This is a genomic window from Erwinia psychrophila (genome assembly GCF_039023475.1).
Lineage (GTDB): Bacteria > Pseudomonadota > Gammaproteobacteria > Enterobacterales > Enterobacteriaceae > Erwinia.
Map to the genome: position 1 here is coordinate 126575 of NZ_JBCHVB010000004.1, position 14279 is coordinate 140853.

At 57.2% G+C, this 14279-nt stretch carries 14 protein-coding genes; 2 read left to right on the plus strand and 12 right to left on the minus strand.

The genetic code is table 11. The features are described from left to right. Nucleotides 1-154: 154 nt before the first annotated feature. Both gntR and AAH446_RS11710 read right to left on the minus strand, forming a co-directional pair. Nucleotides 155-1150, minus strand: a complete 996-nt coding sequence (gntR, locus tag AAH446_RS11705) for a gluconate operon transcriptional repressor GntR (protein ID WP_342906867.1) — start codon at nt 1148-1150, stop codon at nt 155-157. A 94-nt stretch (nt 1151-1244) separates the two neighbouring features. After that, on the minus strand, nt 1245-1940 hold the full coding sequence (locus tag AAH446_RS11710) for a pirin family protein (protein ID WP_342906868.1): 696 nt from the start codon (nt 1938-1940) through the stop codon (nt 1245-1247). A 339-nt stretch (nt 1941-2279) separates the two neighbouring features. On the opposite strand from AAH446_RS11710, the gene AAH446_RS11715 reads away from it, so the two are divergent. Then, entirely contained in the window at nt 2280-2795 is a 516-nt protein-coding gene (locus AAH446_RS11715) for a GNAT family N-acetyltransferase (protein ID WP_342906869.1), read from the plus strand. A 68-nt stretch (nt 2796-2863) separates the two neighbouring features. Here AAH446_RS11715 and ggt read toward each other — a convergent pair whose 3' ends face one another. Next, nucleotides 2864-4609 (minus strand): gamma-glutamyltransferase, encoded by a 1746-nt coding sequence (ggt, locus tag AAH446_RS11720; protein ID WP_342906870.1) that lies wholly within the window; start codon nt 4607-4609, stop codon nt 2864-2866. Between the two features lie 156 nt (nt 4610-4765). On the opposite strand from ggt, the gene AAH446_RS11725 reads away from it, so the two are divergent. After that, a complete protein-coding gene (locus AAH446_RS11725; protein ID WP_342906871.1) occupies nt 4766-5074 on the plus strand; it encodes a DUF2756 domain-containing protein in 309 nt (102 codons plus the stop codon). 141 nt (nt 5075-5215) lie between these two features. On the opposite strand, the gene ugpQ is transcribed toward AAH446_RS11725, so the two are convergent. The 9 genes from ugpQ to livH form a co-directional block, all read right to left on the minus strand. Beyond that, on the minus strand, nt 5216-5959 hold the full coding sequence (gene ugpQ / locus AAH446_RS11730; RefSeq protein WP_342906872.1) for a glycerophosphodiester phosphodiesterase: 744 nt from the start codon (nt 5957-5959) through the stop codon (nt 5216-5218). Continuing rightward, a complete protein-coding gene (locus tag AAH446_RS11735; protein ID WP_342906873.1) occupies nt 5956-7029 on the minus strand; it encodes a sn-glycerol-3-phosphate import ATP-binding protein UgpC in 1074 nt (357 codons plus the stop codon). The genes ugpQ and AAH446_RS11735 overlap by 4 nt, the downstream gene beginning before the upstream one ends. Nucleotide 7030: 1 nt before the next feature. Continuing rightward, entirely contained in the window at nt 7031-7876 is an 846-nt protein-coding gene (gene ugpE / locus AAH446_RS11740; protein ID WP_342906874.1) for a sn-glycerol-3-phosphate ABC transporter permease UgpE, read from the minus strand. Beyond that, nucleotides 7873-8760, minus strand: coding sequence for a sn-glycerol-3-phosphate ABC transporter permease UgpA (gene ugpA / locus AAH446_RS11745; RefSeq protein WP_342906875.1), 888 nt, complete (start codon nt 8758-8760; stop codon nt 7873-7875). Before ugpA ends, ugpE begins: the two co-directional genes overlap by 4 nt. 181 nt (nt 8761-8941) lie before the next feature. Then, nucleotides 8942-10264: a sn-glycerol-3-phosphate ABC transporter substrate-binding protein UgpB gene (gene ugpB / locus AAH446_RS11750; RefSeq protein WP_342906876.1), complete on the minus strand. Its 1323-nt coding sequence runs from the start codon at nt 10262-10264 to the stop codon at nt 8942-8944. A gap of 263 nt (nt 10265-10527) precedes the next feature. Next, a complete protein-coding gene (gene livF / locus AAH446_RS11755) occupies nt 10528-11238 on the minus strand; it encodes a high-affinity branched-chain amino acid ABC transporter ATP-binding protein LivF (protein ID WP_342906877.1) in 711 nt (236 codons plus the stop codon). A gap of 1 nt (nt 11239) precedes the next feature. Beyond that, nucleotides 11240-12004, minus strand: a complete 765-nt coding sequence (livG, locus tag AAH446_RS11760; RefSeq protein WP_463322805.1) for a high-affinity branched-chain amino acid ABC transporter ATP-binding protein LivG — start codon at nt 12002-12004, stop codon at nt 11240-11242. Then, complete coding sequence (locus tag AAH446_RS11765) at nt 12001-13272, minus strand: high-affinity branched-chain amino acid ABC transporter permease LivM (RefSeq protein ID WP_342906878.1); 1272 nt, start codon at nt 13270-13272, stop codon at nt 12001-12003. The genes livG and AAH446_RS11765 overlap by 4 nt, the downstream gene beginning before the upstream one ends. Next, on the minus strand, nt 13269-14195 hold the full coding sequence (gene livH, locus AAH446_RS11770) for a high-affinity branched-chain amino acid ABC transporter permease LivH (RefSeq protein WP_024966481.1): 927 nt from the start codon (nt 14193-14195) through the stop codon (nt 13269-13271). Before livH ends, AAH446_RS11765 begins: the two co-directional genes overlap by 4 nt. Nucleotides 14196-14279 lie beyond the last annotated feature (84 nt).

Below are 14279 nucleotides of genomic sequence, written 5' to 3' on the forward strand. Positions count from 1 at the left end.
GCCGTGACGGTGATAGCCCCAAAAATGTTATCGGTAACATTGTCTGGATGGCAGCGCCCTTAGGCAACAGCTACGACGAAAAAAGCTGGTAAGTGTGAAGCAGCTCAAAGAAATGGCCGCTTCCGCGCCGTGAAGCGTCGAAGATCCTGCCGTTTCAGATGCTGCCGCCTTCCGAGATGGTAAAGCCCACGTCGATCTGTTCCACGCCGGTCTGCTCGCCGCGAATGCGGGCCAGCAGCAGCGCGGCGGACTCACGCCCCATCTGCTCGCGTGGCGTCATCACCGTCGCCAGTACGGGGGTGACCACCTGAGTAATATCATGACCGTGGAAGCCGGCAATCGCCATATCCTGCGGCACCCGCAGCCCCTGACGCTGGCATTCAAACATGGCGCCTACCGCCAGATCGTCATTGGTACAGAACAGGCTGTCGGTGTCGGGATAGCGTTTTTTCGCCTCAATCAGCAGCATGCCGCCCATCGAAAACGACGACGCCTCCTCCATCATCACGCTGCGCGGCGTCAGTCCCGCTTCCCGCATCGCCTGTTCATAGCCCTGCTGCTTCAACAGCGTTCGCTCATCCAGCCGCGCGCCGAGATAAACAGTATGCCGGTAGCCTTTATTCAGGATCGCCTGGGTCATCTCACGGGCTGCCGCCACGTTATCGAACCCCACCGCCATATCCAGACAGGGCGAGACGCAGTCCATCATTTCAAGGACCGGAATGCCTGCCGTTTCGATCATCCTCAGGCTGGCGGGCGTATGGTGGCGCTCGGTGAGAATCAACCCGTCAATGTTCCATCCCAGCAGCGACCGCATCTGAAACTCTTCTTTCTCCGCGCTGTAGCCAAAATGGCCCAGCATGGTCTGATAACCTGCCGCATCGGTTACCGCTTCAATCCCCCGCAGCACGTCGGCAAAAACCTGATTAGTCAGCGATGGCAACAGTACGCCGATCGCGCGGCTGGTGGCGTTGGAAAGAATATCGGGCGCCCGGTTGGGGATATAGCCCAGTTCATCCAGCGCTTCGGCGATACGACTTTGCAGGGCCACGGAAACCCGATCCGGATTGCGCAAATAGCGGCTAACGGTCATTTTAGTGATGCCCACGCGATCGGCAACATCCTGTAGAACCGGTCTTTTTTTCTTCATTGTCGTTAAAGCCAGGAGGGGAGATAGTTCGAGTGTAACAAAAAGGAAGGGAGACGGTGAAGGGTGCGATTTAACGCACCCCGTGCAGAAAGGATCAAACGGCTGGCAGGTCGAACAGCAAGATTTCAGCATCGCCTGACGCGGTAACGGTCAGCGCTGCTTCATCCCAGATGGCGAAGCCATCGCTGGTTGAGGCTGCGGTGCCGTTGACGGCAACCTCGCCCTTCACTACCTGGATCCAGACTTTGCGCCCTGCTGCCACTTCTACCACGCCCTCTTCATCCTGTTTCAGCGCCCAGCGGGAAAGGGTCATATCCTGGAACACTTTCAGCGAGCCGTCACGGGCATCCGGCGACAGTACAAGCTGTGGGCCTTTTACATCATCAAAGCGACGCTGGGCATAGCGCGGCTCGATACCGTTTTTATCCGGGATGATCCAGATCTGGTAGAGGTGCAGCGGCTCATCCTGGCTGGCGTTATATTCAGAATGGCGCACGCCGGTACCCGCGCTCATAATCTGGAAATCCCCTGTCGGGATCTGCTCTTTATTGCCCATGCTGTCTTCATGCTCCACCGTGCCGGAGAGCACATAGGTCAGAATTTCCATATCTTTATGGGGATGCTTACCAAATCCCTGGCCGCCATCGATCACGTCTTCGTTAATCACCCGCAGGGCGGAAAAGCCCATAAAGTTGGCGTCGTAGTAGTTGGCGAAAGAGAAAGTGTGCCAGCTGTCCAGCCAGCCGTGATTAGCATGACCGCGTTCTTGTGCTTTGCGTAAGTAAATCATATTCAATTCTCCTCAATGTTTAGACATAGTCTGGACAAGTTACGTTGAGGAAGAAAGCGGAGAAAACTGTCTTCTCTGTTCAAAATATTCGATGGAGGGAAGCGGGATCGTTCAGCGTGTCAGAGGAAGGGGCAAAAAAAAGCCAGCACCCGGCTGGCTAAGTCATTCTGGAAGCAATGTGAGCAATGTCGTGCTTTCCAGGCCGGTCCGTGAAGCCCTCCCTGAAAACGCATGACAATAATAATCATTATCATTCGCACCTGTAAAGCATTTTTTTACTTGTATTGTTGATTAAAACCCCTGATGTTTAAGGGGAAAACAGCTAATCAGGAGGATGAAATGAGCAGGATCGTTATTCGACATGCGGAAATCAGCGATGCGGCCGCCCTGCACCGCATTTTGAGTCAGCCGGAAACCTACGCCGATATCCTGCAACTTCCTCATCCTTTTCTTCAGCATGTGCAGGATCGCCTGGCGGAGTGCCCGCCGGGAACGCAGCGCCTCGTTGCCTGTCTCGACGACGAGGTGGCTGGCAGCCTGATGCTGGAAGTGAACGGCCGCGCCCGCAGAAGGCATACAGCCTCATTTGGGCTTTCGGTCGATGCCAGCCACCGTGGGAAAGGCGTAGCCAGCATGCTGATGCATGAAATGATCAACCTGTGCGATAACTGGCTGGGCGTGGAACGTATTGAGCTGACCGTATTTGTGGATAACCAGGCCGCTATAGCGCTTTACCAGAAGTACGGGTTTGTCACCGAAGGCGTGGCAAGGCGATTTGCGGTGCGCAATGGGCAGCAGGTTGATGCGCTGCATATGGCGCGGCTCAGGCCATATCCTGACGGGCAAAGGGCGTAACGACAATCAGCAGGCATAATCCCGTATCAGGGGAGTATGCCTGCGTAGCGACCGGTCAGTTTAAAATGTTAATAACCTGCCGTTAAGTCATCCACCGTACGCGGATCGGAAGCGCCATAAAGCGCGCCATCCGGCCCCAGCATAATGCTCTGGGTGCTGCCCATCGCGGGCTGGACCTTAACGTGCTGTCCTTTCGCTGCCAGCAGCTTGAGGGTGTCCGGGCTGAAGCCTTTTTCCACGCGCAGCTCATCGGGCAGCCACTGATGGTGAAAGCGCGGCGCACTGGTGGCTTCTGCCACATTCATCCCGAAATCAATGCTGTTCACCACCATTTGCAGCACGGTGGTGATAATACGGCTTCCGCCCGGGCTGCCCGTCACCAGCCAGGTTTTACCCTCTTTCGCCACGATAGTGGGTGACATAGAAGAGAGGGGGCGCTTGTAAGGTGCCACAGCATTCGCTTCTCCGCCGATCAGACCATAGACGTTGGGCGTGCCGGGTTTAGCGGAGAAGTCATCCATCTCGTTATTCATCAGAATACCGCTGTTGCCCGCTACAATACCGCTGCCGAAATTGGTATTCAGCGTATAGGTTACTGCCACCGCGTTACCCTGCTTATCAACGACCGAATAGTGGGTTGTCTGATTGCTTTCATAGGGCGCAAGCTCACCTGGCTTAATCTCCGTAGAAGGGCGGGCTTTATTGAGGTCGATATTCTGCGCCAGCGTTTTCGCATAGGCTTTGCTGGTCAGCGCCTGCCACGGCACTCTGACAAAATCAGGATCGCCCAGATATTCCGACCGGTCGGCGTAGGCATACTTTTCCGCTTCCGCCATGGTCTGGATGGCATCCGCGCTGCCAAAGCCCATTTTCGCCAGGTCGAAGTTCTCCAGAATATTCAGGATCTGCACAATATGAATGCCGCCTGAAGAAGGAGGCGGCATTGAGAAGACTTCATACCCGCGATAGGTGCCGGAAACAGGTTTGCGCTCTACCGCCTTGTAGTTTGCCAGATCCGCTTTACGGATCAGCCCGCCATGCGCGGCCATCTCTTTATCAATTTCGTCAGCAATTTCCCCTTTATAAAACGCATCCGGCCCCTGGCTTGCGATCAGCGTCAGGCTGTGGGCGAGATTTCGCTGCACCAGCTTTTCACCCTTCTGATAGGGGGTGCCATCCTGCTTAAAGAAAATCGTTTTACTGTTCGGGTGCGTTAACAGCACCTCTTTACCGTAAACATTGAGGTCGTCCGCCAGCGCCTGATTAACCTCTATGCCGTCTGAGGCGAGCTTAATGGCAGGCTCGATCAAACGGCTGAGCGGCAGCGTGCCGTATTGTCTGTTGGCCATTGCCAGCCCCGCAACGGTGCCCGGCACGCCGGTAGCCAGATGTGAAGTAAGCGATTTTTTGCTGTCCGCATTCCCCTGCGCATCGAGGAACATATCGCGGCTGGCTTTCATCGGGGCCATCTCACGAAAGTCGATCGCCGTTGTCCGGCCAGAAGCGGTGCGGATCATCATAAAGCCGCCGCCGCCCAGGTTTCCCGCCTGAGGATGAGTGACCGCCAGCGCATAGCCGACGGCGACCGCCGCATCGACCGCATTGCCGCCCTGTTTGAGAATATCCACGCCCACGCGCGTCGCCAGCGCATCCACTGAGGCGACCATGCCGTGCTGCTCTTTAACCGGATGAAACGTATCCGCCTCGACGCCGTAGGAGACCGGCGGCGCAGCGCTGACCATCCCGACGCCCTGCCAGAGAAACAGCCCAATGAGTAACGAGCCCGCCAACCGCCCTCTTATCTGTCCGCCCATGCTTACCTCTTGTTAGTATTATTTACGTTTATTTACCGCTTCTAAGTGTGTACGAAATAAGAAAAAAGGCGAAGTTTTCTGCATAGTTGTCAGATGCGGCGCACGGCCCTGGCCGCGCTGGCGTACACTTTAAGAAGGTAACGAGGAGACGAATTTATGAAATGGTTACTCATTTGCGCCGCATTGCTGCCGTTCAGCGGCATGGCGAACACGCTGAATAACACCAACCAGCCGGGGCAGCAGGGCTATAATCCCAGCACGCAACGGATGCAGACACAGATGCAGAATCAGCAGTCACGGCAGAAATATAAGCTCCAGCAGGATCAGCAGCGTCAGAGTCAGGATTTGCAGCAAAAAATGCAGGAACAGCGCAACAGCGCTACCCAGCGTTTGCAGCAGTCCCAGCCAGGTACGCAGCCGCAACAGCCGCAGATCCAGCAGAACAATAATTCAACCACCCCCTGACCGTAGACACAGCAGCCAGGCCGATCGCTATTCTTCATTGACGATCGGCCCCGCCCGGACAGCCCAACTCCTTTCACCCTCGCAGCGAACGGGAAGCCTTACGGGAACTCACTGGCAATCAGGCTGACAGCGGGTACGTAGTCAGCCGAATTCTGGCCCCAGAAGGTCAATGCGGTCAGTACAGATTGCATCAACCCCCCAGCTTAGCAGCGTCCGGGCGCGCTCCGGGCGATTCACCGTATAGGCCAGCAGGCGAAAGCCCGCCGCTTTAAGCTGGGCAACCCGCGCTTCGGTCAGGAGTTGATGATTCAGATGGAGGGAGACGCACTCCAGCGCCTCCGCCATCTGCCGCCAGTCATCATGCCACTCATGCAGTAAAAGCCCCCGCGGCAGTTCAGGCACCGCCTGCTTAGCCGCCTCCAGCGCCTCAAAAGAGAAGGAAGAGAGCAGTGGCGCCGTCTGGGTATGCCAGAGATCCCTCGCCGCCAGCGCGACCGCACGGCCGGTTTCTTTTTCCAGGCCGGTGGTCGGTTTTATTTCGATATTCGCCATCATCTGCCAGTGCGCACAGCGCGCCGCCACTTCAGAGAGTAGCGGCAGCCTTTCACCGGCGAAATCTTTGCCGTACCAGCCTCCCGCATCAAGCTGCACCAGCTTTTCCCACGGCAGCTGCCCCGCCACGCCCCAGCCATTGCTTGTCCTGTCCAGCGTGTCATCGTGGAGCAGAAAGATTTCGCCATCCTGCGAGAGCTTGGCATCAAACTCGATCATCTTGTGACCCAGCTTCCCGCCAACGTCAATGGCGGCTAAGGTATTTTCGGGGGCCAGCTTGCCGCCGCCGCGATGGGCGACGATCGCTGGATAGGGCCAGGGTTTCGTTGTCATTCAAGCCGTTGTCCGTTTTGGGTATCAAAGAAATGGAGCGATTCCGGCGGCAGATGCAGCCAGAGCGTGCTGCCGGTGGCCGGGCGCTCAACGTGCAGCAGCCGCACCACCATACCGCATCCCCCCAGCCGTCCGTGCGCCAGGTTATCAGCACCGAGCATTTCCAGCGTTTCAACCACCAGCGGCACGCCGCCCGCCTGCTGTGAGGAGAGCTTAATATGTTCCGGACGAATACCCAAGGTCAGCGCGTGCCCTGCTAATTCCGGTCTGGCGACGGGCAAAGGAAGCGTGAATCCTTCCGCCAGTTTCAGCCTGGCGCCGTCTTCGCTCACTTCGCCATCCAGAAGATTCATGGAAGGCGCGCCGATAAAGCTGGCGACGAAGCGCGTCGCCGGACGTTCGTACACCTCCACGGGCGTGCCTAACTGCTCCAGGATGCCTTTGTTCATCACCATCACCCGCTGCGCCAGCGTCATCGCTTCCACCTGATCGTGGGTGACGTAGAGGCTGGTCGTTTTCAGACGACGGTGAAGCTGCTGAAGCTCAAGCCGCATCTGCACGCGCAGGCGGGCATCCAGGTTGGATAACGGCTCATCGAACAGGAAAACCGAGGGTTCACGTACAATAGCTCTCCCCATCGCCACGCGCTGCCGCTGGCCGCCGGAGAGCTCGCGAGGGCGGCGATGCAGCAGGGCCTCCAGCTCCAGGCTGCGGGCCGCTTCCAGTACGCGCTGGCGTATATGCTCCTTACCCATACCGCGAATTTTCAGGCCGTAGGCCATATTCTGCTCAACGCTCATATGGGGATAGAGCGCGTAGTTCTGAAATACCATCGCAATACCGCGATCTTTCGGCTCCAGCTGCGTCACCCGCCGGCGGTCGATATAGATATCGCCGCTGGTGACCTGCTCCAGTCCGGCCACCATTCTCAGCAGCGTCGATTTCCCACAGCCTGAAGGGCCGACCATCACCATAAACTCGCCGTCGTGAATATCGACATCCATTGGCGCGATAATCTGATTTTTGCCGTCATACGATTTGCTGACGGCCTGAAATTTAACGCCTGCCATATTATTTCTCGCTCTCAACCAGCCCGCGAACGAAAGCGCGCTGCATCACTAAAACGACGGCTACCGGAGGAAGCATGGTCAGCAACATTGCCGCCATCACCAGGTTCCACTGCGTGGAGCCATCCCCGCTGGAAATCATGCTGCGAATCCCCGCCACGGCGGTGCCAAGCTGAACATCAGTGATAATCAGCAGCGGCCACAGGTACTGGTTCCAGCCGTAGATAAAAATAATTACAAACAGCGCCGCCAGATTGGTTTTAGACAGCGGCAGGACGATATCCCAGAAAAAGCGCATCGGGCCGGCACCGTCAATTCTGGCCGCCTCAACCAGCTCGTCGGGAAGGGTCATAAAAAACTGGCGGAACAGGAAGGTGGCCGTCGCCGAGGCCATCAGCGGCAGCGTCAACCCGCTGTAGCTGTCGATCATGTTCAGATGCGATATCACTTCAACCGTCGGGAAGATACGCACTTCCACCGGCAGCATGAGCGTAATGAAGATCATCCAGAAGCAGAGGCCGCGTAGCGGGAAGCGGAACCAGACCAGCGCGAAGGCGGAAATGACCGAGACGGTGATTTTCCCCACGGTAATACTCAGCGCCATGATGGCGCTATTCATCAGCATCACGCCGAAGGGCGCGCTGTTCTGCGCCACGCCGTTGTGCCAAATCTCCGCAATATTATCCAGAAGGTGCGTGCCTGGAATGAGGGTCATTGGCACCTGGAAAACCTCCTCATTGCTCAGCGTGGCGGCAACAAAGGCGACATAGAGCGGAAACAGTACCGTCAGAATGCCCAGGCCCAGCATGATATGGCTGAAAATATCCAGCCCGCGTCGGTTTTCAATCATTGGTAGCGCACCTTCTTCTCGACGTAGCGGAACTGAATTACCGTCAGAATAATCACCAGCACCATCAGCACCACCGACTGGGCGGAAGAAGATGAGAGATCCAGACCCGCGAAGCCTTCGCGGTAGATTTTATAGATCAGCGTGGTGGTGGACTGTACTGGCCCGCCGCCCGTCGCGGCATCGATCACCGGGAAGGTATCGAAGAAGGCGTAGACCAGATTGACCACCATCAGGAAGAAGCCCACCGGGGTAATCAGCGGCAGGGAAAGCTGGAAAAAACGGCGTACCGGGCCTGCGCCGTCAATCGCGGCGGCCTCGGTCAGCGATTTTGGAATGGACTGTAACGCCGCGAAGAAGAACAAAAAGTTATAGCTCATCTGCTGCCAGACGGAAGCCAGCACCACCAGGAACATGGCCTGACCGCTGTGCTGCGCATGATTCCAGCTGTAGCCGATCTGCCCCAGAAAATGGGTAATTAACCCCAGCCCCGGACTGAACAGAAACATCCACAGCACCGCCGCGACGGCGGGCGCTACGGCATAGGGCAGCAGAAAAAGCGTCTGGTAAAAGCGCTTCATGCGCATGACATGATCGACCAGTGCGGCGAAAAACAGGGAAACCGTCAGCCCGATGACCGTCACCAGCCCGCTGAAAATTAGCGTGGTCCAGAAGGAGGCCAGATAGTATCGATCGTCCAGCAGGCGGCTGAAGTTCTCAAGGCCGACAAAAGTGCTGGAAAAGCCGAAAGGATCGACGTTCTGTACTGAATACCAGAGCGCTTCGCCCGCGGGCCAGATAAAGAAGATCACGGTGATCGCCAGCTGCGGCATCAGCAGCACATAGGGCAGCCATCGTGAGCGGAAAACGGGACGGGAAGATGACATACGGTTGCTCTGAAAGAAGGAAATTAGCGGTTAACAGCGAAGTGTGTGACCTGAAAGGAGGAAGACGCCCCTTCCCGGCCGCGTTTGCCGCTTCCGTGCGGCAGGTCTCCTCCCTGACTTTGTCACTGCTATCTTTGCTTAATTTATGCCAGCCAGTGTGGCGATGCTGGCGTAAAAGGGATTACTTGCTGGTTGACTGTTCAAATCGACGCAGAAGCTGATTACCGCGTTTTACTGCGCTATCCAGCGCGGCCTGCGGGGTGGCTGAACCGGTCCAGACGCCTTCCAGCTCTTCGTCAATGATGGTGCGGATTTGCGGCATATTGCCCAGGCGCATCCCTTTGGTGAACGGCAACGGTGGCTTGTTCAGCATCTGGCGCGTGGCGATATCAGCACCGGGGTTCTTCTCATAGAAGCCCTGCTTGCGCGTCAGCTCGTAGGCCGCCGTGGTGATCGGCAGGTAGCCCGTTTTCTGGTGCCACTCGGCGGCGATTTCCGGCTGCGCCAGGAATTTCATAAACTCAGCAACGCCTTTGTAGGTGTCAGCGTCTTTACCCTTCATCACCCACAGGCTCGCGCCGCCGATCATGGCGTTCTGTGGCGCATCCGGTACGGTTTCGTCGTAAGGCATCATGCCAACGCCATAGTTAAATTTGGCATAGTGACGGATATCAGCCAGCGAGCCTGAAGAGGCTGTGGTGATGCCGCAGTCGCCGTTATAGAACTTGGCTGTAGACTCATCCTTGCGGCCAAAGTAGGTGAAGTCACCTTTTTTGTTCATATCCTGAAGCATCTGAATATGGCGCACCTGAACCGGTTTATTGAAAACGAATTCCGCATCGGTGCCATCGAAGCCGTTATTTTTGGTGGCCACCGGCAGGCCGTGCCAGGCGCTGAAATTCTCAATCTGGATCCAGCCCTGCCAGCCGCTGGCGTAGCCGCATTTCATGCCCGCTTTACGCAGTGCGGCGGCGTCCTGCTCCAGCTCCTGCCAGGTTTTCGGCGGCTTCTCCGGGTCAAGACCCGCTTTTTTGAAGGCGTCTTTATTGTAATAGAGGACCGGCGTGGAGCTGTTAAACGGCTGAGAGATCAGATGGCCGGTTTTGGCATCGCTGTAGTAACCCGAAACGGTTGGCACGAACTGCTTTTCGTCAATGCTGACGCCCGCGTCCTGGAAGACCTGATAGACCGGGACGATCGCCTTTGAGGCCATCATCGTGGCCGTTCCCACTTCGTATACCTGGAGGATGGCGGGTGCTTTTCCTGAACGCACGGCGGCGATGCCGGCGGCCAGGTTCTGTTCGTAGTTACCTTTGTAAGTCGGCACGACTTTATAATCGGGATGCGCTTCATTGAAGCGTTTAGCCAGCGAGTCAACTTCGACGCCCAGCTCGCCTTCCATAGAGTGCCAGAACGGGATCTCGGTGGCGGCCAGCGCATGTCCGCTGAAGGTCAGCCCCAGTACGATGCTAAGTGCAGTATGACGAAATGAGAACAATGACATATCAGTTTCCTGTACCCGGTATAATACGCGCGAATTCGCGCCTTTCTCTGTCCGGGAAGTAACATGACATGCCAAAATGACGGTAAGATAACGCTTCTGTGATGTAAAAATGACAGCCTGTTGACGCTAAACCGTCTGAAATATGACAGGTTTTAGGGATGCCGCAGGAAAAGTAACGCGGTAATGAAGCGGGGTAAGCGGCGGCAGGAAAGCGGGCTATTAACACTAAAGGGACGGCTTTTGCCGTCCCTGTAAAGGTGTCTCTAACCGCCAAGATAGGCGCTGCGCACCGCCTCATTCGCCAGCAGCGCTTCGCCCGTATCCTCCAGCACCACGTGGCCATTTTCCAGCACGTAGCCGCGATCGGCGAGCTTCAGCGCCTGATTAGCATTCTGTTCCACCAGGAATATCGTCATCCCCTCCTGGCGCAGCTGCTCGATGGTGTCGAAGATCTGCTGAATGATAATCGGCGCCAGCCCCAGCGAGGGTTCATCCAGCAGCAGCAGGCGCGGCTGGCTCATCAACGCACGGCCAATCGCCAGCATCTGCTGCTCGCCGCCGGACATGGTGCCTGCACGCTGTACGCGGCGCTCATACAGGCGCGGAAACAGCTCGTATACGCGCGCAATCAGCGTCTGATACTGCTGGCGGGCAGCAAAGAAGCCGCCCATCGCCAGGTTCTCCTCAACCGTCATGCGCGAGAAGACGCGGCGGCCCTCCGGCACGATAGCAATGGCTTCCCGCATAATCCGCGCGGTCTGCCATTCGGTGATCGCCTTACCATCGAAGATAATATTTCCCTCAGTGGCGCGCGGCTCACCGCAGAGCGTGCCGAGAATGGTGGTTTTGCCTGCGCCATTCGCCCCAATCAGCGTCACAATTTCGCCCTGATTGATATAAAGGCTGACGTTATGTAACGCCTGGATTTTACCGTAGTGGGCGCTGACGTTTTCCAGAGAAAGCATCGGATTCATATTATGCCTCTCCTAAATAGGCGCGGATTACATCCGGATTATTGCGGATCTCTTCCGGCGTGCCGTTGGCCAGCGGCGTTCCCTGATTGACCACATAGATGCGGTCTGAAATCCCCATGACCAGTTTCATATCATGCTCAATAAGCAGTACCGAGACGTTATGCTCCCTTCTCAGCTCAGCAATCAGCTCATCCAGTTCAATCGTCTCTCTCGGATTCAGGCCGGCCGCCGGTTCATCCAGCATCAGAATATCCGGACGGGTTACCATACAGCGGGCAATCTCCAGACGCCGTTGCTGGCCGTAGGCCAGATTGCCGGCCTGACGGTTTGCCATCTCCAGCAGGCCAACGCGCTCCAGCCAGGTTGCGGCCCGATCCAGCGCCTCGCTCTCCGCCTTGCGAAAGGCCGGCGTTTTCAGCAGACCGGCAAAGACGCCGCTTTTCAGATGCTGATGCTGCGCGACCAGCAGGTTTTCGATCACCGTCATCTCCCGGAACAGGCGAACGTGCTGAAAGGTACGTACCACGCCCATCCGGGCGATTTTCTGGCCCGGAAGGCCGGCAAGTTCACGATCGCGCAGCTGAATACTGCCGCCGGTCGGGCGATAAAATCCGGTCAGGCAGTTGAACACCGTGGTTTTACCGGCTCCGTTAGGGCCGATCAGGGAAACGATCTCCTGAGCGCGCAGCTCAAGACTGACATTATTGACGGCAAGCAGGCCGCCGAAGCGCATCATCAGGCCATTAACCGCTAATACCGGCTTCATGATGACTCTCCTTTTTTCACGTTCAGCTTCAGGTGAGGACGCTTCATCGGCAGCAGTCCCTGAGGACGCCAGATCATCATCAGCACCATCAGGCCGCCAAGCACCAGCATGCTGTACTCATTTAAATCCCGCATCAGCTCACGCGAAACTACCAGCAGTACCGCCGCCAGGATCACCGCAAACTGCGATCCCATGCCGCCCAGCACCACAATGGCCAGCACAAAGGCGGACTCGGCAAAGGTGAAAGATTCAGGACTGACGAAGCCCTGACGGGCGGCAAAGAGGCTGCCCGCAAAGCCCGCAAAAGCGGCGCTGATGGTAAAGGCCGTCAACTTGATACGCCTCGGGCTGAGGCCCAGTGAACGGCAGGCGATCTCATCTTCACGCAGCGCTTCCCAGGCGCGACCTAGCGGCATCCTCAGCAGGCGGTTGATCACAAACAGCGTGATAACGACCAGCAGCAGGGCGACCAGATAGAGGAAAATAACGCGGTCGCTGGGATCGTATTTCAGGCCAAAGAAGTTATGGAAGGTGTCCCAGCCGCCATCACGCACGCTGCGCCCGAACTCCAGTCCAAACAGCGAAGGTTTGGGGATCTGGCTAATCCCGTTCGGCCCGCCGGTGATTTCCGTATTGTTAAGCAGCAGAATACGGACGATCTCCCCAAAGCCGAGCGTCACAATCGCCAGATAGTCTCCGCGCAGGCGCAGGACCGGGAACCCCAGCAGCAGGCCAAACATCGCCGCCATCAGGCCGGCCAGCGGCAGGCTCTGCCAGAATCCCAGGCCGTAGTAGTGATTGAGCAGCGCGAACGTATAGGCACCGATGGCGTAAAAGCCCCCATAACCCAGCACCAGCAGGCCGGAGAGTCCCACTACCACGTTCAGCCCCAGTCCCAGCATCACATAAATCAGCGTCAGCGTGGCGATATCAACGGTGCCGCGCGATACCAGAAAAGGCCAGGTCGCGGCGGCAATAATCAGCAGCAGTAAAAACAGCTTCTGCTTCGGCGTGGAGCCATCAATGCCCGGCAGGACCAGCGACGGTCCCGAAAGCTTTTTCAGGCCTCGCTGCATCAGGGGACGCAGCAGCTGAAAGAAAAACACCACGGCCGCGCCGATAGCAATCCAGTTCCAGCGAACGCTGCCGGCGCTATGAACCACCAGATGCGTCCCATCCAGCCCCAGCCGCATGCCCATAAAGAACGCGGCCAGCACCACCAGCATCAGGCTTGAGGCGATGGCGTTGAGCAAATTAAGGTGCTTCATACTTTCTCAACCTCCGGACGGCCCAGGATACCGGTAGGCATGACCAGCAGCACCACGATCAGCAGCGCGAAGGAAACCACATCTTTATATTCGGTACTCAGATAAGCGGACGTCAGCGCCTCGGCAATGCCCAGGATCAGGCCGCCCAGCATCGCGCCCGGAATACTGCCTATTCCTCCCAGCACCGCGGCGGTAAAGGCTTTCATACCGGCCATAAACCCGATGTAGGGATTGATCACGCCGTAAAACTGCCCCAGCAGCACGCCCGCCACCGCCGCCATCGCGGCACCGATAACAAACGTCAGGGAGATCACCCGGTCAGTGTTGATGCCCAGCAGGCTGGCCATCTTCAGGTCTTCCGCACAGGCGCGACAGGCGCGTCCCATACGGGAATAGCGAATAAAGAGCGTCAGCGCCAGCATCGACAGGAAGGTCACCGACCAGATAAGGATCTGCATGGTTGAGATGGTGGCTTCAAAGCCGTTGCTCTCGCCCAGCGTCCAGCGCCCGGTCACCAGGCTTGGCAGCGCGAGGTCGCGGGAACCCTGCGTCAGGCTGACGTAGTTTTGCAGGAAAATCGACATACCGATGGCGGAGATCAGCGCAATCAGGCGCTTGGATGAGCGCACCGGCCGGTAGGCCACACGCTCGATGCTCCAGCCGTAAGCGCTGGCAATCACGATCGCCACAATAAACCCGGCGCCAATCAGCATCCAGCTAACGTCGATACCGACCATCATCAGCGCGGCAATGACGATAAAGGAGACATAGCTGCCGATCATATAAACCTCGCCATGGGCGAAGTTGATCATGCCGATGATGCCATACACCATGGTGTAGCCGATGGCGATAAGCGCATAGGTGCTGCCCAACGTCACGCCGTTGAACATCTGCTGTAAAAAATAGAGGAACTGCTCGGACATACCTTAAACCCTTACTTCTGACCACCGGGGCGGAGAGGCCGTGCACAGAATCATCACGGGCCGGACGCGTCCGGCCCGTGGAAA

Coding starts and splice junctions, on each gene's coding strand:
- ugpB (WP_342906876.1), bottom strand. CDS start 10,264: ATGTCATTGTTCTCATTTCGTCATACTGCACTTAGCATCGTACTGGGG.
- livH (WP_024966481.1), bottom strand. CDS start 14,195: ATGTCCGAGCAGTTCCTCTATTTTTTACAGCAGATGTTCAACGGCGTG.
- livF (WP_342906877.1), bottom strand. CDS start 11,238: ATGAATCCGATGCTTTCTCTGGAAAACGTCAGCGCCCACTACGGTAAA.
- AAH446_RS11715 (WP_342906869.1), top strand. CDS start 2,280: ATGAGCAGGATCGTTATTCGACATGCGGAAATCAGCGATGCGGCCGCC.
- ugpQ (WP_342906872.1), bottom strand. CDS start 5,959: ATGACAACGAAACCCTGGCCCTATCCAGCGATCGTCGCCCATCGCGGC.
- ugpE (WP_342906874.1), bottom strand. CDS start 7,876: ATGATTGAAAACCGACGCGGGCTGGATATTTTCAGCCATATCATGCTG.
- livG (WP_463322805.1), bottom strand. CDS start 12,004: ATGAAGCCGGTATTAGCGGTTAATGGCCTGATGATGCGCTTCGGCGGC.
- AAH446_RS11735 (WP_342906873.1), bottom strand. CDS start 7,029: ATGGCAGGCGTTAAATTTCAGGCCGTCAGCAAATCGTATGACGGCAAA.
- ggt (WP_342906870.1), bottom strand. CDS start 4,609: ATGGGCGGACAGATAAGAGGGCGGTTGGCGGGCTCGTTACTCATTGGG.
- AAH446_RS11710 (WP_342906868.1), bottom strand. CDS start 1,940: ATGATTTACTTACGCAAAGCACAAGAACGCGGTCATGCTAATCACGGC.
- ugpA (WP_342906875.1), bottom strand. CDS start 8,760: ATGTCATCTTCCCGTCCCGTTTTCCGCTCACGATGGCTGCCCTATGTG.
- AAH446_RS11765 (WP_342906878.1), bottom strand. CDS start 13,272: ATGAAGCACCTTAATTTGCTCAACGCCATCGCCTCAAGCCTGATGCTG.
- gntR (WP_342906867.1), bottom strand. CDS start 1,150: ATGAAGAAAAAAAGACCGGTTCTACAGGATGTTGCCGATCGCGTGGGC.
- AAH446_RS11725 (WP_342906871.1), top strand. CDS start 4,766: ATGAAATGGTTACTCATTTGCGCCGCATTGCTGCCGTTCAGCGGCATG.